Origin of the sequence: Sulfuriferula sp. AH1 (assembly GCF_002162035.1) — a bacterium.
Classification (GTDB): Bacteria; Pseudomonadota; Gammaproteobacteria; order Burkholderiales; family Sulfuriferulaceae; genus Sulfuriferula.
On sequence record NZ_CP021138.1, the window covers coordinates 2,574,099 to 2,598,237 of the forward strand.

18 protein-coding genes are annotated in these 24,139 nt (G+C 56.4%); 13 read left to right on the forward strand and 5 right to left on the reverse strand.

Annotated elements, in window-relative coordinates; genetic code table 11:
- The first annotated feature begins 29 nt into the window (after positions 1 to 29).
- The 3 genes from CAP31_RS12960 (at position 30) to phoU (ending at position 2,167) form a co-directional block, all read left to right on the forward strand.
- Positions 30 to 965, forward strand: coding sequence for a Nudix family hydrolase (locus tag CAP31_RS12960; protein WP_087447918.1), 936 nt, complete (start codon positions 30 to 32; stop codon positions 963 to 965).
- Positions 962 to 1,387 (forward strand): hypothetical protein, encoded by a 426-nt coding sequence (locus tag CAP31_RS12965; RefSeq protein ID WP_087447919.1) that lies wholly within the window; start codon positions 962 to 964, stop codon positions 1,385 to 1,387. The genes CAP31_RS12960 and CAP31_RS12965 overlap by 4 nt, the downstream gene beginning before the upstream one ends.
- A gap of 75 nt (positions 1,388 to 1,462) precedes the next feature.
- On the forward strand, positions 1,463 to 2,167 hold the full coding sequence (phoU, locus tag CAP31_RS12970; RefSeq protein ID WP_087447920.1) for a phosphate signaling complex protein PhoU: 705 nt from the start codon (positions 1,463 to 1,465) through the stop codon (positions 2,165 to 2,167).
- 5 nt (positions 2,168 to 2,172) lie between these two features.
- On the opposite strand, the gene CAP31_RS12975 is transcribed toward phoU, so the two are convergent.
- Together CAP31_RS12975 and fdxA are read right to left on the reverse strand one after the other, a co-directional pair.
- Entirely contained in the window at positions 2,173 to 4,869 is a 2,697-nt protein-coding gene (locus CAP31_RS12975) for a PD-(D/E)XK nuclease family protein (RefSeq protein WP_087447921.1), read from the reverse strand.
- 5 nt (positions 4,870 to 4,874) lie between these two features.
- Complete coding sequence (gene fdxA / locus CAP31_RS12980; RefSeq protein ID WP_087447922.1) at positions 4,875 to 5,198, reverse strand: ferredoxin FdxA; 324 nt, start codon at positions 5,196 to 5,198, stop codon at positions 4,875 to 4,877.
- A gap of 71 nt (positions 5,199 to 5,269) precedes the next feature.
- Between fdxA and CAP31_RS12985 the strand changes: the two genes are divergently transcribed.
- The 8 genes from CAP31_RS12985 to CAP31_RS13020 all read left to right on the forward strand — a co-directional run bounded on the left by CAP31_RS12985 (position 5,270) and on the right by CAP31_RS13020 (position 18,519).
- Positions 5,270 to 7,012, forward strand: a complete 1,743-nt coding sequence (locus CAP31_RS12985; RefSeq protein WP_087447923.1) for an autotransporter assembly complex family protein — start codon at positions 5,270 to 5,272, stop codon at positions 7,010 to 7,012.
- The gene (locus tag CAP31_RS12990; RefSeq protein WP_087447924.1) at positions 7,009 to 10,779 is read left to right on the forward strand and encodes a translocation/assembly module TamB domain-containing protein; all 3,771 of its coding nucleotides are present in this window, start codon (positions 7,009 to 7,011) and stop codon (positions 10,777 to 10,779) included. The genes CAP31_RS12985 and CAP31_RS12990 overlap by 4 nt, the downstream gene beginning before the upstream one ends.
- 295 nt (positions 10,780 to 11,074) lie before the next feature.
- Positions 11,075 to 11,362, forward strand: a complete 288-nt coding sequence (gene groES / locus CAP31_RS12995) for a co-chaperone GroES (protein WP_087447925.1) — start codon at positions 11,075 to 11,077, stop codon at positions 11,360 to 11,362.
- 55 nt (positions 11,363 to 11,417) lie between these two features.
- The gene (gene groL, locus CAP31_RS13000; protein WP_087447926.1) at positions 11,418 to 13,064 is read left to right on the forward strand and encodes a chaperonin GroEL; all 1,647 of its coding nucleotides are present in this window, start codon (positions 11,418 to 11,420) and stop codon (positions 13,062 to 13,064) included.
- A gap of 121 nt (positions 13,065 to 13,185) precedes the next feature.
- Positions 13,186 to 14,640: a magnesium transporter gene (gene mgtE, locus CAP31_RS13005; protein ID WP_087447927.1), complete on the forward strand. Its 1,455-nt coding sequence runs from the start codon at positions 13,186 to 13,188 to the stop codon at positions 14,638 to 14,640.
- 9 nt (positions 14,641 to 14,649) lie between these two features.
- Entirely contained in the window at positions 14,650 to 16,041 is a 1,392-nt protein-coding gene (locus tag CAP31_RS13010; RefSeq protein WP_087447928.1) for an NAD(P)/FAD-dependent oxidoreductase, read from the forward strand.
- Positions 16,042 to 16,109: 68 nt separating this feature from the next.
- Positions 16,110 to 17,783, forward strand: coding sequence for a lipid A export permease/ATP-binding protein MsbA (gene msbA, locus CAP31_RS13015; protein ID WP_255377138.1), 1,674 nt, complete (start codon positions 16,110 to 16,112; stop codon positions 17,781 to 17,783).
- Positions 17,776 to 18,519, forward strand: coding sequence for an ATP-binding protein (locus CAP31_RS13020; protein ID WP_087447930.1), 744 nt, complete (start codon positions 17,776 to 17,778; stop codon positions 18,517 to 18,519). The genes msbA and CAP31_RS13020 overlap by 8 nt, the downstream gene beginning before the upstream one ends.
- Positions 18,520 to 18,625: 106 nt before the next feature.
- On the opposite strand, the gene CAP31_RS13025 is transcribed toward CAP31_RS13020, so the two are convergent.
- From CAP31_RS13025 to CAP31_RS13035, 3 genes are all read right to left on the reverse strand, one after another.
- Positions 18,626 to 18,865, reverse strand: a complete 240-nt coding sequence (locus CAP31_RS13025) for a PEP-CTERM sorting domain-containing protein (protein ID WP_087447931.1) — start codon at positions 18,863 to 18,865, stop codon at positions 18,626 to 18,628.
- A gap of 391 nt (positions 18,866 to 19,256) precedes the next feature.
- The gene (locus CAP31_RS13030; protein ID WP_087447932.1) at positions 19,257 to 19,523 is read right to left on the reverse strand and encodes a PEP-CTERM sorting domain-containing protein; all 267 of its coding nucleotides are present in this window, start codon (positions 19,521 to 19,523) and stop codon (positions 19,257 to 19,259) included.
- A 131-nt stretch (positions 19,524 to 19,654) separates the two neighbouring features.
- Positions 19,655 to 21,043: an undecaprenyl-phosphate glucose phosphotransferase gene (locus CAP31_RS13035; RefSeq protein ID WP_087447933.1), complete on the reverse strand. Its 1,389-nt coding sequence runs from the start codon at positions 21,041 to 21,043 to the stop codon at positions 19,655 to 19,657.
- A gap of 390 nt (positions 21,044 to 21,433) precedes the next feature.
- Between CAP31_RS13035 and CAP31_RS13040 the strand changes: the two genes are divergently transcribed.
- Positions 21,434 to 22,861, forward strand: coding sequence for a mannose-1-phosphate guanylyltransferase/mannose-6-phosphate isomerase (locus tag CAP31_RS13040; protein ID WP_087447934.1), 1,428 nt, complete (start codon positions 21,434 to 21,436; stop codon positions 22,859 to 22,861).
- Positions 22,854 to 24,059, forward strand: a complete 1,206-nt coding sequence (gene epsL, locus CAP31_RS13045; RefSeq protein ID WP_369802460.1) for an XrtB/PEP-CTERM-associated polysaccharide biosynthesis outer membrane protein EpsL — start codon at positions 22,854 to 22,856, stop codon at positions 24,057 to 24,059. Before CAP31_RS13040 ends, epsL begins: the two co-directional genes overlap by 8 nt.
- Positions 24,060 to 24,139: the final 80 nt, after the last annotated feature.

Consider the following 24,139-nt stretch of genomic DNA (forward strand, 5'->3'; position numbering starts at 1 on the left):
CTGCATCCGTATCAAATTAGGAAACCCACATGACTATTCCCACCATTACCGTCGCTGCGGCGGTAATCCTGCGCCCCGATGGCCGATTCTTACTCGCCAGCCGGCCAGCCGACAAACCCTACCCCGGTTACTGGGAATTTCCCGGCGGCAAAATCGAGGCAGACGAATCTGCATATCAGGCTCTGATACGTGAACTCGATGAAGAACTGGGCATTCAGGTCACCCATGCCACCCCTTGGCTCACTCGCCGTTTCGATTACTCCAAGTTACGGGTAGTGCTGTCGTTCTTTCGTGTCAGCGCCTGGCAGGGTGAACCGCATCCGCGTGAAGGGCAGACGCTCTCCTGGCAAGCAGCCGACGACATCCGCGTTACGCCGTTATTGCCGGCCAATACACCGATCATCCAGGCGCTGACATTGCCCCCGCTCCTGGGCATTACCCAGGCCGGGGATGACGTGGGCGGTTTTTTACCCAAGCTGGACCATGCCCTGACGCAAGGCATGAAACTGATCCAGGTACGCGAAAAACAGCTTGCCGGTCCCGCCCTGACCGAATTCGCCCGGACCGTCGTTAGCCGTGCCCATTCCGCCCATGCTCGCGTCGTCATCAATGCGGATATCGCACTGGCACAACAGATTCAGGCCGATGGCGTGCAGCTCACCGCCGCCCAGCTGGCCGCTACCGACACCCGCCCGGATCTGCCATTGGTCGGGGCATCGTGTCATGATGCCGCCGAACTCGATCTTGCCGAACAGCTGGGCTGCGACTATGCGTTGCTGTCCCCGGTACTGCCTACCGCCAGCCATCCCGGCGCACCCACGCTGGGATGGGAAAAATTTGCCAGCCTCATCAGCAACCGCGGCATACCTGTATACGCCCTCGGCGGCCTGGCCGGCAGCGATCTCGAGCTGGCCCAACGGCATGGCGCGCACGGCATTGCGCTGCTCCGCGGAGCCTGGCAATGAAGCGGGAATGGCTGCTGAAATATGCGTTGCCGACATTGCTTATCGGCATACTGGTCGCTGGCGGCGTCTATCAGACCTGGTATCGCGCCGAGAACAAAGTGACCACCATCGAGTGTTCCAACCCCTTGCAAGGCTGCCAGTTCCAGCTGGACCAGCAGGCGGTACGTGTCAGCTTTATCGATCCGCCATCGGGCCTGCATCCGTTCACCGTGCGCGTCACCACCGCCAATGCCAAAAGCGTTTATGCCTATTTCACGATGCGCGACATGGAAATGGGCTACAACCGTTATCGCCTGACACAGCAGCAACCGGAGCTATGGCAAGCCCGGGTGGTTCTGCCGGTTTGCGTCACCGGACGACATGACTGGTTATTGACCCTGGATATCGATGGCAAAAAAATCGCCATCCCATTCTCAGGGTAATAAAGATTGTCACCAAAATGTCACCTACACCGTTACTTCTAACGCTATAATCGAAATTGAACACAGGAGAGCGACATGCCACAAGAACATACCTACAAACAATTCGATACAGATCTCGAAAACATGCGAGCTCGCGTGCTGCAAATGGGTGGTCTGGTTGAGCAGCAAATCAGTCAGGCCATCGAAGCGCTGATCAATGCCGATTTCGTTCTTGCCGATCAGGTTGTCGCAAACGATCATCAGGTCAATGCGCTGGAAGTCGGCATCGACGAAGACTGTGCCCAGATTATTGCCCGGCGCCAGCCGACTGCCTCCGACCTGCGCATGGTGATGACGGTCATCAAGACCATCACCGATCTGGAGCGCATCGGCGATGAAGCGGCCAAGGTTGCGCGCATGACCAAGGAAATCCATCAGACCGGACGCATCACTCAGCCGAAATTCAACCAGATCCAGTTCATGAGCGAGATCGTTCTCGACATGCTGCACCGCGCGCTGGACGGCTTTGCCCGCCTCGATGTCAGCAACGCAGCGCATATCGCACGCCAGGATATCGAAGTGGATGAGGAATACCACCTCGTGCTACGCAACCTCATCACCTACATGATGGAAGACCCGCGCACCATTTCCACCTTCATCGACATCATGTTCATCGCCAAAGCCATAGAACGCATGGGCGACCATGCCAAAAACATGTCTGAATACGTGGTGTACATGGTCAAAGGCAAGGATGTCCGCCATACCACCGTGGAAGAAATCGAACGCGAAGCCATGCGTTAATCGCGTCAGGCCACCGGTGCATCGCTCCAGTGATCGCGCCGGCATAAGCCGCGCATATCGCAATACCGACACACCCTGTCGATGCCATTGGCTGGCAATGCAGCATGCTGATGCAACTGGTTAAACAGCATTGACAAACGCTCTCTGCAATCGTCAGCCGCAGCCTGCGGCTCGACATCCAGCGCGATCGTGCTGATGTTTTCCCCTTCCAGCCCGACAAACGCAACCTGCCCCACTTCGGCCTGCATGAGTAACGCATAAGCGGCCAGTTGCACATCTTCATCGGATTTCGCGGCTTTGTCTTTCAGCCCTTTGCTGCTGCCGGTCTTGTAATCCAGCACCGCATAACTGTCGGCAACCCGATCGATGCGATCCAGGCGCCCGTACAGTTGCAGCGTCTGACCGTTCTCCAGCGCCAAATCATGCTGCTTCGGTATTTCGCCGTCCTGCCATTGCCAGCCTTCCTGCTCGCGCAGCAACTGCCAATCCAGATAGGCAGGGATCCTGGCCAGCCATTTTTGCTGCCAGGCACGCGCATAATAATCATCACGCAGCATGGGGGCAAAAGCTTGCTGGCTGATTTCCAGCAATGCCTGCTGCAACGTATCCCGCGGCACCCCGCTCATCACTCGATGGCGCTCATGAAAGGTTTTGAGAATGGCGTGCACCGCCTGGCCATATTCGGATTTCTCCATTTCCGCACTGATGTCGTCCAGCTCGTTCAGACCCAATACATGCCGTGCGAAATACTGATAAGGGCAAGCAACCAACGTGTTGTACGCGCTCACACTGATTTTTTGCGGGATCAGTGCGGGCGGCAGTTCAGGCTGAGGCATGCCGCCCGTTGCAGGCAACGCCTGCCGATCCGGGGTTGCAATGCGTGCAGCCGCGCTCATTTCGCGCAGGCTGTTATCGAGCAGACTCGTCCCCCAAGCCAGCTGATGCAGACTATCCAGCCGCTCCAGCCACGGGCTGATCGCATTGATCTCACCCTCGCTGCGCGCCTGCCACAGCACCTGAACATCAGGTGTCGTCACCAGCAGTTGCACCAGATCGGCCTGTATCTGCGCCATTTCCGCCGCAGGCGTCGGCAGACCTAGCGCAGCGCGTACCTGCTGATTGAAGAATATCGCATGCCCGCTCAGCGACGGCAGATGTGCGGCATCCGCGCCCAGAATCAGCGCCGCATCGAACGCGCGCAAACGCGTTGCGGCAAGATGGGTAAACACGACGGGGCTCTGTACGCGCTGATCCACGAAAGCGCCCTGTTCCAGCTCGCGCCCTAGCCAGCGATGAAACTCGGCGAGCGTGAACCTGCCATCGTCATCCGCCAGCTCATGCCGCCGGCGCGCCAGCAAACCGAGCAACTGCTGTCCGGCCGCATCCGCTACCAGCGTCGACGTCGCGCCCAGTTCTGCCAGGCTGCGATCGAGTTGCAGCAGCCAGTCCGGTAACATCACTGGCCGCGAGACGACATGTTGCGCAGCCGCCTGCAAACGCGATACCGCAGCCGATGCTTCCGCGCAATCGGCTTGCGTGCACAGCACTGCGAGCAATCCCTCACAACCGCTCACCGGACCATGCCGGCGCAAGGCATGCTCGATTTGCCAGGCTGCCTGCTGACGCTGGGCAGCAGACCAGTCCGGAAACAAATGCGAAGACTTGATCAGATCGAGCACATCCTGATAAGGGAAATCGGCCAGCAGCGCTTCTATCCAGCGCATGACGACGGTGCTGGCAGTGGTGGTATCCAGCGTCCAGCCGGTTTCATCGGCCACCAGGATCCGCCCGCGCTCCAGCAACGCGCGCAAGCGCCGCGCACTGACGCGATCCTGCACCACGACCGCAATGCGCTGTTTGCCTGCATGCAGCCACAGCCGTACCTGAGTGTCGGCGGCACTGGCTTCATCTTCCAGACTGTAGGTCGCGCAATAGGATAAATGCGCGCTTAACGGACTGCCGGCAACATCTGCTGCCAGTATCCTGGCACGTTGCATCAACGGCATTTCAAGCGTCGCCGGCCAGGCTGCGGCAAGGGTTTGCGCCAGCGGCCCGCTGTTGTCCACGGCAAGGTGGATAACGGGCTGCCGCTGGGCATACTGTTGCAGGCAATTTCGTTCCAGACGGGTCAGCTCCGGCAAACCGACCGCGAATAACGGCACCGCCGCGGCCCGCGCCAGCTGCCCCAGTTGCAGGGCATACTGCGCAGCAGGGCTCAGACCATCCTGACTCAGCGCGAACCACAGTTCATGGACCAGCTTGGCCTCGAATTCGACCGCGCTGTGGCGCCGGGTGCGGTAATAATCGAGCAATTGCGCTGCGAATTCGCTGGCGTTCACCGGCAGATCGACGGCCTGATAAGTCAGTTCATCGAACAAACGGCTGATCTCGTCGCACATCGCCCACAATAACGCCGGGTCGAACCAGTCTCGCTCCTTGAGGATATGGTAAAGCAGGGTTGTTCTGCGGCTGTTGGGTATCGCTGCAGCAGCAGGTGGTGCAGTCTGCGCCCAGGCCGGGAAGGTCAGGATTTGCGGTGCGATCAGCACAGACTGGCCGCTCGCCTCCACCAAGGCCTGGTTTAACGCGGCGCCTGCCTGGAAATTGGGCACCAGGACGACGGCATCGGCCAATTCAGTTCGCGTCGCGGCACATTCGTCGATGATGCGCCGCGCTGCCCGCTGAAAAAATGCCGCCAGCACGGATTCTAGCGTTTCAACAATGCCAGCTTGCCGGTTTTGCCGTTCCAGTCATCCGCATCGGGCAAGGGATCCTTGCGCTCGATAATCGGCTTCCAGGTCCGCGCCAGCTCGGCGTTCAGCTCTATGCAATGCTGCTGATCGGCAGGCACGTCATCTTCGGCAAAAATGGCTTCCGCCGGGCATTCGGCAACGCACAACGTGCAATCGATGCACTCGTCCGGATCGATTGCCAGAAAATTTTCACCTTCGCGGAAACAGTCCACCGGGCAGACGTCGACACAATCGGTATATTTGCACTGGATACAGTTTTCGGTTACAACATAGGTCATGGAGTTTCTTTCATATCAAGCTATACGGGTTTATTTTACCCCGATTTCGCATTGTGCTGTGGACATCCAAAATGCGCATTAAACTGGCGAGCGCACTGGCGCTTATCCTGAGTATTGTCACCGCACCCGCGGCAGCACTGGATTATCAAGTCGACCTCGAGACGCCGGGCACAGTCCGTCCGCTGCTGGTCAAACATCTGGAGATCTATCGCTGGCGCGACAAACCGGCGCTGGACGAAGCGCAATTGCGCCGGCTCTACCGGCTCACGCCCGACAGCATCAAGGCATTACTGGCGACCGAAGGTTATTATTCACCCAGTATCCACTCGGCCATCGAGCAGCAGAATGGCATCTGGCACCTGCATTTCCAGATCGATCCAGGAGACCCGGCCCGGGTCAGCCATACCACGATCAGCGCACAAGGTGCGATAGCGGAAGACGCCAGGTCATATCAGGACTGGCTGGAGGCACGATACAAATCATGGCCGCTCAAGGATGGCGAGATATTCCGGCAAGCCGCCTGGGAAACCGCAAAACGCGATCTGCTCACCAGTCTGGTTATTGCGAAATACCCGAAAGCACGCCTCCTCAACAGCAAGGCCATCGTCAATCCCGATACCCATAGCGTGGTCATCAGCGTAGTCATAGATAGCGGCGCTGCTTATCATTTCGGCACGACCACCATCAAGGGTCTGGAACGCTATCCGGCCACCATAGTCGAACGTCTGAACCCCATCGTCCCCGGCGAGCCGTATTCGCAGGCCAAATTGCTGGAATTCCAGTCGCGCCTGCAAAGCCGCCCTTATTTCAAATCCGTCAATATCGTGACCACCACTGACAAAACCGACCCCACCGCTCTTCCGGTCGTGGTGAACATAGTCGAAATGCAGCGTCAGAAACTGGGCGTAGGCATAGGCGTCAGCACTGACAGCGGACCGCGCGGTCAGCTGGAATATCAGAACCTGAACAGTCTGGACAGCAATTTGCGTTTTAGCAGCGTATTTAAAATCGATACCCAGTCGCGTTCGTTAAGCGGGCAGATCGAGCGTCCGCGCAACGAACTCGGCTATATCGATAGCGTCAGCGCATCCACCAAACGCACGGATATCGAAGGACAAATTACCAGCCAGAGCGCGGCCGCAGTAAAACGCACGCGCAACAAAGGTCGCATCGAAACCAGCCTGATCACGCAATACCAGGTCGAACATCAAAGCGTGGCAGGCGCTGCCGGCGACAATCTGCAAGCACTCACGCTCAACTACATCTGGACTTATCGCAATGTGGACAGTCTGATCTCGCCCAGCAAAGGCTATCTGTTCAGCACCGAGATCGGCGGCGCAGCCGCAGCCCTGCTTTCCGATCAGAGCTTCATCCGCAGCCGCAGCCATGCGATCTATTATTACCCCATCACCCAGCGCGACAGCCTGACTGTGCGCGGCGAGCTGGGCATCGTATTCGCACCCAGCGTCAGCGGCATCCCTACCGACATGCTGTTCCGTACCGGCGGCGACACCACCGTGCGCGGCTATGCTTACCAAAGCCTGGGGGTGCGACAAGGCGACGCCATCGTCGGCGGCCGCTATCTCGTTAACGGCAGCGTGGAATACACGCGCTGGCTAACGCCCAAATGGGGTGCGGCAATATTCTATGACCGCGGCAATGCTGCCGATAGCTTGCAGGATTTCCATACTGTCGCCGGCTACGGCGTCGGCGCCCGCTGGCGCAGCCCGATCGGCCCGTTGAATCTCGATATCGCCTACGGCGAAGCCGTCTCCTCGTATCGTATCCACTTCAGCATGGGAAGCGCGTTTTGAGATTGCGGCGCTTGCTCAACTGGCGCGCATACGGCATCACGCTGCTGCGCGGCGTGAGCGCGCTGGCATTCTTCGGCGCAGTAATCTGGGCGCTCGGCAGCGAACCGGCGGCCCGCGCACTGGCGCAAATCCTCACCCGCATCAGCGGCGGGCAGATCGCGATCAGTGGTGTGAGCGGCTCCCTTTTCGATACGCTCGGCATCAAACGCATTGACTGGGTCACACCGACAAAAACCGTCACCCTGCAGCAGCTTGAACTGGCATGGTCGCCTCGCCAGCTCTGGCAGCATCACCAGCTGCAATTAAACCGGCTGCACATAGCCGCACTTGACATCACATTCAAACAGCCCGACAACAAACCGTTGCAAATGCCATCCAGCCTGGCATTGCCATTCGACCTGGCGCTGCCGAACGCCCGCATCGACAGCGTGCGCATCCATCACGGCGACCTGAATATCATCATCCGGCCGGTCACGTTCAGCCTCAGCTATACCGACCATCGCTATCAGTTGCAGGGCACCGCGCTATCCGAATGGGGCAGCGCGCGAGTGCAGACGCAATTGGCCGATCAGGCCCCGTTCAAGCTGGACAGCCGGATCGGGATGGCCCTGCACGACGGCCTGCATAATTACGACGCCACGACCCTGCTTGACGGTACGCTCGCCCGTATTCAGCTGGGCAGCACAGCCAGCTCGGGCAAAGCCCATGCAACGGTACATGCCCGCTTGACCCCTTTCCTTGCGCAGCCGCTAGCCCAGGCAGATATCCATGTCCACGACTTCAACCCGGCCGACATCGGCAACACCCTGCCCCAGGCGCTGATCGACGCCCAGGCGAACATCACGCCCACCGGTGCCGACACCTATCGCGGCGCGATACGCTTCAATAATCGGGCAGCCGGCAGCTTCGACCGGCAAAAACTTCCGGTGACCCGGCTCGATGCCGATATCAACGGCACGACCTCGTATCTGACGCTATCCAATATCGCACTCCTGTTCGGCCGCGACGGCCACATCACCGGCGTGGGGAAATGGCACGACAACGGTCTCGATTTGCACCTAAACGCTCAACAGCTCGATCTCAATGCGCTCTATCAGCCGCTGCATCCCACACATCTCAACGGCAAGCTGGACATGAGCATGAATGCGCAACAGCAAAATCTCAGCGCCTCGCTCAGCCAGGCCGACTACAACATCGATCTGGCCGCTTTTTATCGCCAGCAGCATCTGACCATCACCTCGGCAAAATTACGCACCGGCCCCAGCGCGCTGAGTTTCAGCGGCGAACTGGCGCTGGCCGGATCGCGCCAATTCAGCGCCCAGGGCAAGCTCAGCCGTTTCAACCCGGCCCGGTTCGGGCGCTATCCCGCCGCCAGCATCAACGCCGAATTCACTACCAAGGGGCAGTTACAGCCGCAACTGCAAACACGCCTGCAACTGGCTATCAGCAACAGCAGATACAACAACGCCCCACTCAGCGGCCATGCTGCGCTGCTGATCGCGAAACAGCGCGTATGGGACAGCCATGCGCAATTGCAGCTAGGCAATAACAGACTGAACCTGCAAGGCAATTTCGGCGCGCCGCACGACCGCCTGACCTGGCAGCTCGACGCACCCGATATCGCGGTGTTCGGCGCCGGCCTTGGCGGCAAGCTCAATGCCGCAGGCACGCTGCATGGCAGCTTCGAACAGCCTGCCGGGGAATTGAATGCACAGGCCGCACAGCTCGTTACGCAATCGGGCTTGCGGATTGCCGAAGCCAGCGCCCGGATCAGTATCGGTCAGGGCGACAATGGCACCGTCAATGCCACCGCCAGCTTGCGCGGTTATCAGGCTGGCAATATGCGCGTGGACAGCGCCTATCTCCATGCCAACGGCACCCGTCGAAATCACGCGCTGACGCTGACCGCCAGGAACCGGCTGCTCGATCTCAATGCCACCCTCAATGGCGGCTGGCGCAAGCCCGGCTGGACTGGCCAGATCACTCAGCTCGTCAATCGCGGGCCATATCCGCTAACGTTGCTTGCACCCGCCGCGCTTACCGTCAGCCGTGGCCGCACGCAACTCGACCACGCCGACTTCAGCTTCGCCAACGGCACGCTCAAACTCGATCAGCTTGCCTATGGCGCAGCAGGCATCAGCAGCCGCGGCAGCGCCAGCGGCATAGATCTGGGGTATATCCAGCAACGTTTGCATCCCGATAACGAGATCGTCAATAACCTGACCGCAGGCGGCAAATGGCAATTCAACCTCGCCAGCCGCGTCGACGGCGAGGTCATGCTCTGGCGCGAGCAGGGCGATATCAGTTTTGTCGGCACCCGGACTACGCAGCTGGGCATTCATCGTGCACTGCTGACGCTGCAGGCGCAAAACAATCAGCTCAGCGCCAAGCTGGATGCCGATGGCACCACGCTGGGCAATTTAAGCGCGCAGTTCGGCACCACGCTGGCGCGCCGTGGCAATACGCTGGGACTCTCCAGACTCGCGCCGTTGCAAGCCCATGCGCAACTGCAGATTCCGTCACTGGCATGGACCACCGCCGTTCTCGACGACAAATTCAATCTGGATGGCGCGGCGCAAGGGCAGATCGATGTGCATGGCAGCCTGCGCGACCCGGTCTTCAGCGGCACGCTCGATGGTACGCGACTGACGATGAGCTATCCCGAACAGGGCATCCTGCTGAAGGATGGCACGCTGCACGCCACCTTCGATCAGGACGGCGTGAGCATTTCGCAACTTGATTTTCATGCCGGGGGCACGCTCAACACGCACGGCACAGTCAAGTTCAAAAACGGCCAGCCCGACATGCAATTGAGCGCGACAGCGCGGCAATTGAATCTGGTCAATCGCCCCGACCGCCAGATCACATTGAGCGGCCAGGCCGAAGTTACCGCCAGGAACCGGCACCTTGCCACCCAGGCCGATATCGACATCGACCGCGCCACCATCGGTCTCAATGAGGATGCAACGCCGCAATTAAGCAGCGACGTCATCGTGCTCGGGCGAAATACCGCCCGATCCTCCGCCCGGCCAAACAACAAAACCGTTCCCGGCTGGGTAATCGATTCGCAGGTCAAACTCAATCTCGGCAAACACACCCGCGTGACCGGCAAGGGTGTGGAAGCGCGGGTAGAAGGCACGATCAGACTCGACCAGCACGGCACCAGCCTGCCCGCCGCCAATGGCACGCTGACGGTCGCCGAGGGCAGTTACACCGCATTCGGCCAGAAGCTCGCCATCACGCACGGCATCCTCAATTTTGCAGGCATCGTTGACAACCCCGGCGTGGATATACTCGCCACCCGCACCTATCCTACCGTTACCGTCGGCGTGCAGGTTGACGGTACGGCTCAGGCACCGGTGGTCAAGCTGGTGTCGACGCCGGAGCTCAACGACAGCGAAAAATTATCCTGGCTGGTGTTAGGCCACGGCACGCAGGTCGCGACCAATGATGCCGATACCAAAGCCCTGCAGGCGGCGGCAAGCTACCTGCTGGGCAAGAGCAGTTCGGTTTCGCTGCAATCGAAACTCACCCAGCTCACCGGGCTGAACGAAATCAGCCTCAACGGCTCAGGCACGCTCGACAGCAGCGTACTCAATCTGGGTAAACGCCTGTCCGATCAGGTATATATCAATTACGAACAGGGCCTGACCGGCGCCAAACAGCTGGTCAAGATCACTTACGCGCTGTCGCGCCGTCTTTCCGTGCGTGCACAGGGGGGCAACGAATCTGCGGTCGACCTGTTCTATACTTTCAGTTTCGATTAGTCACCCTAAAAATGGAATGAAATGCCGCAAAACATTCACATCGCTGGCATTCATAAATTTAACCTAATTAAATCAATAAAATAGACGACACTTCCCGGCCAATATCCGGGTTTTCAATAAGAATTATCCGTTTATTTTTCGTTAAATAATTATTAACCCCTTGAAAATACGCTGTCTCGCCCCTATTATTAGCACTCCTCGGGCGAGAGTGCTAATAATACGGCCCGAGCTCTTTTTTGGCAGCGCACAATCAGCGCATTGCGTTTTAATTGTTTAATTTCTAGGAGAAACAGTAATGAAAATTCGTCCTCTGCACGACCGCATCATCGTTAAACGCATGGAAGAAGAACGCAAAACCGCTTCCGGTATTGTGATCCCTGACAGCGCCACCGAAAAGCCGGACCAAGGCGAAGTATTGGCTGTAGGCAACGGCAAGATCGGTGATGATGGTAAAGCCCGTCCACTGGATGTGAAGGTTGGCGACCGCGTACTCTTCGGCAAATATGCCGGCCAAACCGTCAAAGTCGATGGCGAAGACGTATTGGTCATGCGCGAAGAAGACATCATGGGCATTCTGGAATAATCCGGGCCCGCACTTCAATAAATCATATATTTAATCATTATTCCAGGAGTTAGTTATGCCAGCAAAAGACGTAAAATTCGGCGATTCAGCTCGCCAAAAAATGATGATCGGTGTCAATATTCTGGCCGATGCAGTTAAAGTAACCTTGGGCCCCAAGGGCCGTAACGTTGTGTTGGATCGCGCTTTCGGCGCGCCTACCATCACCAAGGACGGCGTATCTGTCGCCAAGGAAATCGAACTGAAAGACAAATTCGAAAACATGGGCGCGCAAATGGTCAAGGAAGTTTCTTCCAAGACTTCCGACGTCGCCGGTGACGGTACCACTACCGCTACCGTACTGGCTCAGGCCATGCTCAAGGAAGGCATGAAGTTCGTGGCTGCGGGCATGAACCCGATGGATCTGAAGCGCGGCATGGACAAAGCGGTTACCGCCATCATCGGCGAACTGCAAAAGATCTCCAAGCCTTGCACCACCACCAAGGAAATCGCTCAAGTCGGTTCCATCTCCGCCAACTCCGAAAGCGCTATCGGCGACATCATCGCTGAAGCCATGGGCAAAGTGGGTAAAGAAGGCGTTATTACTGTCGAAGACGGCACCAGCCTGCAAAGCGAACTGGACGTAGTCGAAGGTATGCAATTCGACCGCGGCTACCTGTCGCCTTATTTCATCAACAACAACGACAAGCAGATCGCCGGTCTGGACAATCCTTTCGTGTTGTTGCATGACAAGAAAATCTCCAACATCCGTGATTTGCTGCCAGCGCTGGAACAAGTGGCAAAAGCCGGCCGGCCGTTGCTGATCATCGCGGAAGATATCGATGGCGAAGCGCTGGCTACTCTGGTAGTGAACAACATCCGCGGCATCCTCAAGACCTGTGCCGTTAAAGCACCTGGTTTCGGCGACCGTCGCAAAGCCATGCTGGAAGATATCGCCATTCTGACCGGCGGTACCGTGATCGCTGAAGAAGTCGGCCTGACGCTGGATAAAGTGACCCTGGAAGAATTAGGCCAGGCGAAACGTATCGAAGTCGGCAAAGACAACACCATCATCATCGATGGCGCCGGCAAGGAAGAAAACATCAAGGGCCGTATCGCTCAGATCAACCGTCAGGCTGAAGAAGCAACCAGCGAGTACGACAAGGAAAAACTGCAAGAGCGCAAAGCCAAACTGGCTGGCGGCGTTGCCGTGATCAAAGTCGGCGCAGCTACCGAAGTCGAGATGAAAGAGAAGAAAGCCCGCGTGGAAGATGCGCTGCACGCCACCCGTGCTGCAGTTGAAGAAGGCATCGTGCCTGGCGGCGGCGTAGCCCTGCTGCGTGCCAAGGCTGGCGTTGGCGCCCTGACTGGCGACAACCACGATCAGGATGCCGGCATCAAGATCATCCTGCGTGCGATCGAAGAACCATTGCGCCAAATCGTTATCAACTGCGGCGACGAAGCTTCTGTCGTGGTGAATAAAGTGCTGGAAGGCAAAGGCAACTACGGCTACAACGCCGCGACCAGCGTCTACGGCGACATGGTGGAAATGGGCGTGCTGGATCCAACCAAGGTTACCCGCACCGCATTGCAAAATGCAGCTTCCGTAGCCAGCCTGATGCTGACCACGGACGCCATGGTTGCCGAACTGCCGGAAGATAAATCCGCTGGCGGTGCAGGCATGGGCGACATGGGTGGTATGGGTGGCATGGGCGGCATGATGTAATTTCGCACCATGTGACTCGTCACATCGGTAACAACAGAACCCCGTCCTTGTGGCGGGGTTTTTTATTCTGGGTTAAATCCCGTACAATCACGCTTTTACGTATCTTTTCACCTTCCAGATCATGGCTGAAAACTTCGACACGGGCAAGGCCCACGACAGCACTGAAGACAACCTGAACCGGGTAGTGGAATTGCTGCGCAAGCATGATCTGGTCGCCAGTCTGGTGCACAAGCAGGACATGCCGCGCCGCGATCTGGTCGAAGGTCTGGTGCACAAGCAGCATCTCGCGGCATTGCACACGCTGCTGGACGACATGCACTCCGCCGACGTCGCGCGCGTGCTCGAAGCGCTGCCGCTGGACGACCGGCTGCTGGTCTGGGATCTGGTCAAGGCCGAGCGCGACGGCGAAATCCTGCTCGAAGTCTCCGATGCGGTGCGCGAATCGCTGATCAAGGCGATGGACAGCGACGAGCTGCTGGCCGCCGCCGAGACGCTCGATACCGACGAAATCGCCGATCTGGCACCCGACCTGCCGCAGGACGTGATTCAGGATTTGCTGGAATCGCTCGATGCGCAAAAGCGCTCGCGCCTGCAATCCGCTTTATCCTATCCGGAAGACACGGTCGGCGCACTGATGGATTACGACATGGTCACCATCCGTGCCGACATCACCCTTGAAGTCGCCTTGCGGTATCTGCGCCGCCTCGGCGAATTGCCGGATCAGACCGACAAGCTGTTTGTCGTTGATCGCGAGGGCGCATTGCGCGGGGTAATGCCGCTGCAGCGCCTGCTGCTGAAAGACCCCGATGCCAAGGTAGCCGACGTGATGGCGGAAGAGGTGGTGACTTTCCACGCCGAAGATGACGCAACCGATGCCGCCAATGCATTCGAACGCTACGATCTGGTGTCCGCACCGGTGATTGACGGCAGAAACCGGCTGATGGGGCGACTCACGGTGAATGCCGTGGTCGATCATATCCGTCAGGAATCCGATAGCGACCTGCTTTCCATTGCCGGTCTGCGCGAGGAAGAAGACATCTTCGCCAGCGTATGGAAATCCGTGCAGAACCGCTGGGCCTGGCTGGCGATCAATCTGGTGACAGCGTTTATCGCCTCGCGCGTCATCGGCGAATTTGAAGGCACTATAGAAAAACTGGTCGCGCTCGCCGCACTGATGCCCATCATCGCCGGTATCGGCGGCAATTCCGGCAACCAGACGCTGACCATGATCGTGCGCGCACTGGCGCTGGGACAGATCCACCCCGATAACGCCAGAAAACTGTTCAGCAAGGAAATCGGCGTCGCCGCCATCAATGGCGTGATCTGGGGTAGCGTAGTCGGCGTCTTCGCCTACCTGCTCTATGACAAACCCGCACTTGGCGTAGTGATGATGGGCGCAATGACGCTTAATCTACTGCTGGCTGCGGTGATGGGCGTCGCCATCCCGACCCTCATGCACAAATTCGGCCGCGACCCCGCTGTCGGTTCCAGCGTGATGATTACCGCAGTGACCGATAGCGGCGGCTTCTTCATTTTTCTAGGACTCGCATCATTATTCATGCGGTATTTATCGTAAGGAAACAACATGCAACAATTTGATCTGATCGTCATCGGCTCCGGCCCCGGCGGCTATCGTGCTGCCGTTCTGGCCACGCTGCGCGGCCTCACCGTGGCCATTATCGAAAAAGCCGCCTGGGGCGGCTGCTGCCTGAATCGCGGCTGCGTGCCAAAAAAAGACTGGCACCACACCGCCCATCTGGTCGCCGGCAGCAAGGATTTTGCCAAGCGCGGCATCAGCGGCAGCTTGAGTGCCGATATCAAGGGCGCCTGGGATCATCAGCATAAAGTCGTGGAAACCGTGCGCGACAGCTATACCGACTACATGAAACGCCTCGGCATTGCCGCGTTCAATGGCGCAGGCCGGTTCATCGATGCGCACACTGTCGCCATCGACGACACACAAATCAGCGGCAAGCACATCATTATCGCCACCGGCTCCAGCCCGTATGTTCCGGAAAACTACCCGCTCACCGCAGGGCGAGTACTCACTACTGACGATCTGTTCGACAATCCGCCCCCTGCCGGCAAACGCGTCGCGATAGTAGGCAGCGGCGTGATCGGCACCGAATTCGCTTTTATCCTCAGCCAGCTGGGTTGTGAAGTCGTATGGATCGCCAACAGCAAGCCGCTGGTCAACAGCCAGTTCTCGCAACCTGCACTGAAAATCCTGCACGACACGCTCGGCAAGTTGAATATCCAGGCGCGCACCCGCAGTCGCGCACAGCAGGTCGAAGTGCTGAATGATGGCGTCAGGCTGACCTTTGCCGATGGCCAGAGCGAAACGGTGGACTGGGTATTGCTGGGTTCCGGCCGCCGCCCGCACACCGACAATCTGAATGTCGAAGCTGCCGGCGTGGCGCTGAACGGCAAGGGGTACGTCAAGGTGAACGCCCACCTGCAAACCAGCGTCCCGCATATCTACGCGATCGGCGACGTCGCCAACCCGCGCATGACCGCCAACCAGGCGCTGGCCGATGCGTCAGTCGCCGTTGCCAATATCCTCGAACCGCAATCGCGCAAGCAGGATATCGCCGCGGTCCCGGAGCTGGTCTATTCCGCAGTCGAACTGGGCCGTATCGGCATGAACGAGGATGAGGCCGAAGACGCCGAACTCGAACCCGCCGTCGGCTTTGCCGCATTCGAAAGCAATCCGCGCGCGCTGGGTCAGGACGACATCAACGGCTTTGTGCGCCTGATCGCCGATATGGACAGCGGCGCCCTGCTCGGCGCTGAAGTCGTCGGCAGCGAAGCCGGCGAAATCATTCACAACATCGCCCAGCAGTTCGGCCATGAAGACGCGCTGGCACGCTTTGCCGGCATGTTCTACAACCATCCCGCCCGCGCCGAAGAAATCCAGAACGCCACGGAAACACTGGCCAACAAATGGGGCCTGGCAGAACAGGTATTCGGCGCGTGAACAATCCGAAACATGAAGGACTGGCGCTGTATTTCCGCCTGTTGCGCCACGTGCGTCCATACTGGCGCATGTTTGCCGGCGCATTAGCGGCCATGGCGGTAATGGCAGCGGCAGAACCGGCAGTACCGGCACTGTTCAAGCCGCTGCTGGACGGCAGTTTCGTACAGAAAGATCCTGATTTCATCCGCATCATCCCGTTGCTGATGATAGGGCTGTTCTTCATTCGCGGCCTCGCCGATTTCGCCAGCACTTACGGCATGAACTGGGTGGGCAGCAGGCTGGTGATGGACCTGCGTGCGGCCATGTTCAACAAGCTGATCGCCATGCCTACCCGGTTTTATGACAACAGCTCCACCGGCACCCTCATCGCCCATGTCGTCTTCAACGTCACCCAGGTTACCCAGTCCGCCACCAGCGCAGTCACGCTGCTGGTACGCGACACGCTGACCATCCTCGGCCTGCTGGGCTGGCTGCTGTGGCTGAACTGGAAATTGACGCTGATTATCGTCGCGATCGCGCCGATGGCGGTATTCATCATCCGCAACGTCAGCAAGCGCTTGCGCAACATCAATCGCCAGGCGCAACAGAATCTGGGCGAGATCACCCATGTGGTCGAAGAATCCGTCGGCGCGCACAAGGTAGTCAAGATCTTCGGCGGCCAGGATTACGAATTGCGGCGCTTCGGCACCGCGGTCAACGACGCCAGGCGCTTTTACATGAAGGGCATTACCGCTGCCGCCGCCAACGGTCCGGTGGTGCAACTGGTAGCCGCATTCGGTGTGGCACTGATCGTGTACATCGCTACGCAGGAAGCCCTGCACGGCGAGCTTACCGTCGGCGGCTTTGTGTCCTACATGATCGCGATGCTGATGATCTTCGGCCCAGTCAAGCGCTTGACCGGCGTCAACGAGCAATTGCAGCGCGGTCTGGCCGCTGCCGAAGTGGTGTTCGAGCTGATCGACAGCGAGACCGAAATCGACCACGGCACCCTACAGCTGCCGCGCGCCAAAGGCGCACTGGATTTTTGCAATGTCACCCTGCACTACCCTGACAAATCCATACCGGCACTCGACGATATCAATCTCAGCATTCAGCCCGGCGAGACCATCGCGCTGGTAGGCGCCTCAGGCAGCGGCAAAACCAGTCTGGTCAATCTAATCCCGCGCTTCTATACGCCGACCTCCGGCCAGATCCTGCTCGACGGCCATGACATTACCGCGATCACGCTGGATTCGCTGCGTGCCAATATCGCACTGGTGTCGCAGGATGTGGTGCTGTTCAATGATACCATCGCGGCCAATATCGCTTACGGCGCACAGGCGAATGCAACAGAAGAGGAAATTGTGCGCGCTGCGGAAGCGGCTCATGCAATGGAGTTCATCCGCGAGCAGCCGCTGGGCCTGAAAACCATGGTGGGCGAGAATGGCGTCAAGCTCTCCGGCGGCCAGCGCCAGCGTATCGCCATCGCCCGCGCGCTGCTCAAGAATGCACCGGTACTGATACTGGATGAAGCCACCTCGGCGCTGGACACCGAATCCGAACGCCATGTCCAGGCTGCGCTGGAAACCCTGATGCAGGGCCGCACCACGCTGGTGATCGCCCACCGCCTGTCCACCATCGAAAATGCGGACCGCATCGCGGTGATGCAGCAGGGGCGCATCGTGGAAATCGGCAAGCATGCCGAACTCATCACCCGCAAAGGCATTTACGCCCACCTTCACCGCTTGCAATTTCATGAATAACGCGACCGGATACGCCGCCGTCAAACCGCCGCGTTCGCTACTCTCTGCTGCCGGACGGGCAATTGGCGATTTCGACATGATCCGTAACGGCGACCGGATATTGCTCGGCATCTCCGGCGGCAAGGATTCGCTGTCACTGCTGCATATCCTGCTCGACCTGCAAAAACGGGCGCCGGTAAAATTCGAGCTGGGCGCCTGCACGGTCGATCCGCAATCGCCGGATTACGATCCCAGCGTGCTGAAGCCATACCTGGCGGCTTTAGGCGTACCGTATTTCTATGAAAGTCAGCCGGTACTGGAATCCGCCAAGCAGAACATGACCGGTGACTCGTTCTGCGCCTATTGTTCCCGCATGCGCCGTGGCATACTCTACCGCGTCGCCCGCGAAAATCATTACAACGTACTGGCGCTCGCCCAGCATCTCGACGACCTTGCCGAGACGTTCATGATGTCGGCATTCTTTGGCGGCAAACTGCGCACCATGCAGGCGCATTACACCAACGATGCCGGCGACGTCCGTATCATCCGCCCTCTGGTGTATGCGCGCGAACGCCAGACCAGCGATTTCGCCAAAAGTGCCAATCTGCCTGTGGTACAGGAAAATTGCCCGGCATGTTTCAGCATGCCCATGCAACGGCAGAGCATGAAAGTCATGCTTGCCGACCAGGAAAAAGCGCATCCCAAACTCTTCTCCAGCCTGTTAACCGCGATGCGTCCGTTAATGAGCAATCAGTGAAGCCGAATCCCTTTTTCAACTTCCCTATCCGATACATTTAACTCATAAAAAACGACAGGAAAAATCCTGTCGTTTTTTATCACGAACTACCTATCACTTAATGTGATTACTTCACGGCATCTTGTGCTTTTTTGCTTTTGCGACGCAAACGCAGGCCTACCAGACCCAAGCCTATTGCCATCATTGCCCAACTGTCAGCCTCGGGAACAGCAGCCACAGCACTATGATAATTAGGGTGGCCATCACTGTGGAGCGCATTAATGGATACCGCATTCGCATTCGCTGCAAAACCAAAAGATACAACAGCAGCCATACCCAGTAACTTGATAAGTTTATTCACTTTCATTTCAGTACTCCTGTAAAAGACATCTCCTTAAATACCGATTGGAGAAATTGAAAACACGACAAACACTGTATCAAGACTATTGATACAGTGTTTATCTTACATAATAACAAGAAAATATCAACCTACTAATTTCGCGTTTGGCAAAAAAGCAACACATCATGCCAACCTTCAATATTCAATTAAACGCTACGGCCGTTTATCAAATCCGCACTCCTTGTCCTTCGCCACAGTTACAGAGCAACCAGACCTAACCCTGCGCCCTTCATTACCCGAGTATCGGCTTCGCAAACAGCCGGAGCCGGAATGCGGCCAATCCTGAAGCGGGAGCCAAACAAAAAAAGGGTAGCGTATCAACGCTACCCCCAGAGAAAGTTTGCTCATTAATGTCTAATCAGGATTCAACCGAAGTCTTGCCTTTTTTACCACGCAATCGCAAACCCACCAGACCCAACCCCAACACCATCATTGCCCAGGCGTCTGCCTCAGGCACTGCTGACGTGACAGACCATGTGCCCGAACCTTCGCCAACACCCGTCACCACTACCGTGGTGCCATTCGGCCCGGTTTCGCTGACTGTTACGGCGCCCGCATTACCGGCAAAACCTAAAAATATCACCGCCGCCAAGATTAGCGACTGGGCTGTTTTATATACTTTCATCTGACACTCCTTTTCAGAATTTGTTGATTAACAAACAGCAGCGGAGCTTGTAAGACAAATACCAAACTTGCCCCATCCATATATTAAGCATGCAATGTGCCAAAAATATGACAACACGATAATATTAAAAATTAATAAGCCTGACTGTCCTTGAATACCAGCTTGATTGTCTTCAGCATAATGGTGATATCCAGCCAAATTGACCAGTTCTTCAGGTAGCTGATATCGTGCAAAACACGCCCCTCCATTTTGTCTATCGTATCCGTTTCCCCCCGATAGCCATTGACTTGCGCCCATCCGGTAATACCGGGCTTCACCTTATGCCGCCACATATAACCCTGTATCAATTTACGGTAGTGTTCATTATGCGCAACGGCATGCGGACGCGGACCGACAATACTCATGGAGCCCTGCAGCACATTGATCAGCTGGGGCAATTCATCCAGAGATGTTTTGCGCAGAATCGCACCAAGCCGGGTCACGCGCGCATCATTTTTGGTCGCCTGAGTGACTTTGTCGCCATCTTCACACACCGACATGGAACGGAATTTATAAACCCATATCTCCTCGCCATCCATCCCGTAACGACGCTGCTTGAAGAAAACCGGGCCTTTGGATGTCAGTTTCACCAGCGCAGCGATAATCACCATAATCGGCGCGATCATCAATAAAATCGTACCCGACACCACCAGATCGAAAATCCGTTTATGCACTGCATTGATCCCCACCAGAGGGGATTCAAATACCGAAATGACCGGTACACCGTTGACGCTATCCAGCCGCGCCTGCACCAGATCGAAAATGAAAACATCCGGGACAAAATAAATGGAAGCGGTCGTATCCCGCAACGAATTCACCAACTCGACAATGCGCGACTGCTTGAGGATAGGCAGCGTAATGTAAACCAGATCGATATTCGATTTGGTCACATAATCAGCCACATCATCCAGCCCGCCCGCGACGATGGACAATAAACTCGGATCGCAACGGTCATCCAGCCTGTCATCGAAAAACGCATCCACACGCACCATCAGGCTACGCTGATGATGAATGCGGTCAGCCAGTTTGCAACCGAGGTCATTTGCGCCGACGATGATGGCACGGCGGATTTTCCCGTCCTTGCGCAACGCTTCCAGATAGACACGCACTGCGAACTGACTGGCAAACAGCAGCACCGGGGTAAGCACTACCCAGACCATGAGCATCCGCCTGTCATAGGCATCACCCATTCCGGTAGCCATATCCAGAATGATCAAAATACCCACTGTTATCGTCCAGGCAATCAGCAAATTAACGATATGCCAACCGATTCTTGCCTGCTGGCCACGCAGTTCAAAGAACTCGAAACCGTCGAATACTTGCGAACCTATCAGGAATGCCAATACTCCCAGTACCAGGTGCATGCCATTGAATGGCGGCGACATAACCTCCACCGCGATAAGCAATGAAACGAAGATAACCAGGGGATTGACCAGACGCTTTGCCAGACTTAACGCAGGATGTTCATAACCACCAACCATAAATAATCCTTTTATATGAAAGATAGAGCGCTTGATTCAATTTTCCTAAAAATTCGTTAACGCAACAGGATCAATCAGAATGCCAAGCAAAAAACATGACAATAAAATTTATGTCATCATAACAACGTAATCTGCGATTTATTATTACAACCAGTTCATTGCACTTTTGCGTTCAGAATTTTTAAAGAATGGAACAGAATGGATATTGGAAAATATAAATGTAAGAATAACACTGTAACATAACTACAGATATACTATTACACATTTATAGTATAAGATAACAACCCCGAACAGACAATTCGCATTCCAGGCACGATATTAGCTTGGTGAATAATCAAACCATGCTGCCAGTGCCAGTTTGCGAACCATGTTATGAAAGGAAATCAGCACATGCATCAAAAGCTCTACCCAGTCATCCTCTCTGGCGGCTCCGGCACAAGACTATGGCCTTTATCCCGCGCTGCACTACCCAAGCAATTGCTGCCTTTACTTACGGAGCAAACGCTATTCCAGGAAACCGTAAAACGCATTGTCGATTTACCCAATACCGCCGCACCGCTGATTATCTGCAATCAGGAACATCGTTTCATGATCGCCGAACAATTACGGGCGATGGACGTACGACCGAATGCCATAGTACTGGAACCGACGGGGCGCAATACCGCGCCGGCGATCGCGATAGCCGCCCTGTCCATACAGCAGCAGGACCCCGATGCGCTGATGCTGGTGCTGCCAGCCGACCACCTGATCGGCGATGTAGCCGCCTTTCATCTCGCCGTGGCACACGCCGCCCAAATCGCCGCGCTAGGTTATCTTGCCACCTTCGGCATCGTCGCGAAAACACCCGACACCGGATTCGGCTATATCCGCCAGGGCGATGCGCTTCCCGGCCACACTCATGGCTATCAGGTGCGCGAATTTGTAGAAAAGCCCGACCTTGCAACCGCCGGACAATACGTTGCCAGCGGCGAATACTACTGGAATAGTGGCATGTTCCTGTTCAAGGTCAACGACATCATCGAAGAATTGCGCCGGCTGCGTCCCGACATCCTGGACGCATGCTCAACTGCGCTCGACCAAGCCAAGAACGACCTGGATTTTATCCGTCTTGATCCGACAGCATTTACCGCTTGCCCATCAGAATCTATTGACTACGCCGTAATGGAAAGAACCGACAAGGCGGCAGTGGTTCCTGCTGACATCCAATGGAACGATATTGGCGCATGGAACTCCATATGGGAAGTAAGCGAAAAAGATGCCGCCAATAATGTCATTCGCGGCGACGTGATTATAGAAGATGCCAATCACAACCTTATCCGGGCCGAGTCCCGTCTGGTTGTGGCATTAGGAGTAGAAAACCTGATGATTATCGAAACCGCTGATGCGATATTGATCGCTCCCAGAGACCGCGCTCAGGACGTCAAACTCATCGTGGACAAGCTCAAGGAACAGTCCCGCAGCGAGCATCTTTACCATGAACGGGTTTACCGGCCATGGGGCTGGTATGAGGGCATCGATGCCGGCAGCCGTTTCCAGGTCAAACGCATCATGGTCAAACCTGGCGCCAAACTGTCCCTGCAGATGCACCATCATCGTGCGGAACACTGGGTTGTCGTTTCAGGAACGGCGATGGTGGTGCGTGGCGAAGAAGAAATCATGCTCTGCGAAAACCAGTCAACCTATATTCCGCTCGGCAGCAAACATCGGCTGGAAAATCCGGGCAAAGTCCCCTTACATCTGATCGAAGTGCAATCCGGCACCTATCTGGGCGAGGATGATATTGTTCGTTATGAAGACATATACCAACGTAATGCTTGACAACTCCCCCCGGCCCAAAGATTCAAAGGGCTGGATACACCCTTTAAAGTGGCTATTTGCGCCCTGCCTCATCTGCACGAATTCGCTTGCTCATGCAGATTTGAACGACACTTTTTCGCCTTATGTGTCGGCGGCGTACATGTACAACAGCAATCTGTTCCTGTTGCCGAATGACCAGGCCGCACTTGCCACACTCGGGACCACTTCTACCGCCGAGTCGTATCAGACCTATGCCGCAGGCGTCAAAATGAACTGGAAACTGGGCCGCCAATTCCTGACCGGCCACGTCGAAGCAAACCGGGTCAATTTTGACACTTACAATCAGCTGGATTACAGCGGGCATAACTACGCTTTGAAATGGGATTGGCTGATCGGCGACATGCTGCAAGGCAATGTCGGCACCACCGAGAAACTGGCTCTCGCGCCTTTTACCTACACCCGCAAACCGCTCGCGAACATGATTACGACGCAAAGCGTATTCTTTAACGGTTACGTAAAGCTCGATAATCGCTGGCAACTCAAACTGGGCGCACAGAAAGACCAGTCCAGCAATAGCGACATTACGCAAATATTCAATGACAGCAATATTGACACTTACAAGACGGGCTTCCGCTATCTGACACCAAAAGGCAGCAAAATTGATTTCAATAGCACCGTCAGCAATGCGAGCTATCCAACCCAGCCAACCCCGGTCAACAGTTACACCCAGTACGATAACGGTATCGGGTTTGACTGGGTTGCGACCGGAAAAACCAGGATAGAAGGCAAGGTAAATTACACCAAACGCGATTACCCCAATGCGCAGCAGCAGAATTACTCCGGGGTAACCGGCAGAATTAGCGCGGACTGGTTCGCCACCGGCAAAACCAAATTCAATCTCGCCGTTTATCGCGACATCGGCAGCTATATTACCAACACATCCACCTACGATGTCACTCAGGGCGTATCGGCACGGGCGACCTGGACAGCCACCTCAAAAATCAGCGTTGATTTAAGCGCCCAGCGGGACAGCGTCGATTTCCTGAATACGCCGCATCGCGTGGATCAAGTCTCCTTATTGGATTTGGGCGTTACTTACACGATATTCCGCAATACCAGACTTAACTTTATCGCGGAAAAGGGTGTACGCAGCTCCAATATCGAGGGTAACAGCTATCGGTACGACAGCCTGATGGTAGGACTCAATCATGCATTCTGACAGACGATACGACAACACTGGCTTCTTAATCATCAAAACCAATGAATCCTGTAAATCACTTGCAGGGCCTTACTGGACTT

Excerpts from the sequence above, each read along its gene's own strand:
- CAP31_RS12960 (WP_087447918.1), top strand. The coding sequence starts at position 30 with ATGACTATTCCCACCATTACCGTCGCTGCGGCGGTAATCCTGCGCCCC.
- CAP31_RS12965 (WP_087447919.1), top strand. The coding sequence starts at position 962 with ATGAAGCGGGAATGGCTGCTGAAATATGCGTTGCCGACATTGCTTATC.
- phoU (WP_087447920.1), top strand. The coding sequence starts at position 1,463 with ATGCCACAAGAACATACCTACAAACAATTCGATACAGATCTCGAAAAC.
- fdxA (WP_087447922.1), bottom strand. The coding sequence starts at position 5,198 with ATGACCTATGTTGTAACCGAAAACTGTATCCAGTGCAAATATACCGAT.
- CAP31_RS12985 (WP_087447923.1), top strand. The coding sequence starts at position 5,270 with ATGCGCATTAAACTGGCGAGCGCACTGGCGCTTATCCTGAGTATTGTC.
- groES (WP_087447925.1), top strand. The coding sequence starts at position 11,075 with ATGAAAATTCGTCCTCTGCACGACCGCATCATCGTTAAACGCATGGAA.
- groL (WP_087447926.1), top strand. The coding sequence starts at position 11,418 with ATGCCAGCAAAAGACGTAAAATTCGGCGATTCAGCTCGCCAAAAAATG.
- mgtE (WP_087447927.1), top strand. The coding sequence starts at position 13,186 with ATGGCTGAAAACTTCGACACGGGCAAGGCCCACGACAGCACTGAAGAC.
- CAP31_RS13010 (WP_087447928.1), top strand. The coding sequence starts at position 14,650 with ATGCAACAATTTGATCTGATCGTCATCGGCTCCGGCCCCGGCGGCTAT.
- msbA (WP_255377138.1), top strand. The coding sequence starts at position 16,110 with ATGTTTGCCGGCGCATTAGCGGCCATGGCGGTAATGGCAGCGGCAGAA.
- CAP31_RS13020 (WP_087447930.1), top strand. The coding sequence starts at position 17,776 with ATGAATAACGCGACCGGATACGCCGCCGTCAAACCGCCGCGTTCGCTA.
- CAP31_RS13025 (WP_087447931.1), bottom strand. The coding sequence starts at position 18,865 with ATGAAAGTGAATAAACTTATCAAGTTACTGGGTATGGCTGCTGTTGTA.
- CAP31_RS13030 (WP_087447932.1), bottom strand. The coding sequence starts at position 19,523 with ATGAAAGTATATAAAACAGCCCAGTCGCTAATCTTGGCGGCGGTGATA.
- CAP31_RS13035 (WP_087447933.1), bottom strand. The coding sequence starts at position 21,043 with ATGGTTGGTGGTTATGAACATCCTGCGTTAAGTCTGGCAAAGCGTCTG.
- CAP31_RS13040 (WP_087447934.1), top strand. The coding sequence starts at position 21,434 with ATGCATCAAAAGCTCTACCCAGTCATCCTCTCTGGCGGCTCCGGCACA.
- epsL (WP_369802460.1), top strand. The coding sequence starts at position 22,854 with ATGCTTGACAACTCCCCCCGGCCCAAAGATTCAAAGGGCTGGATACAC.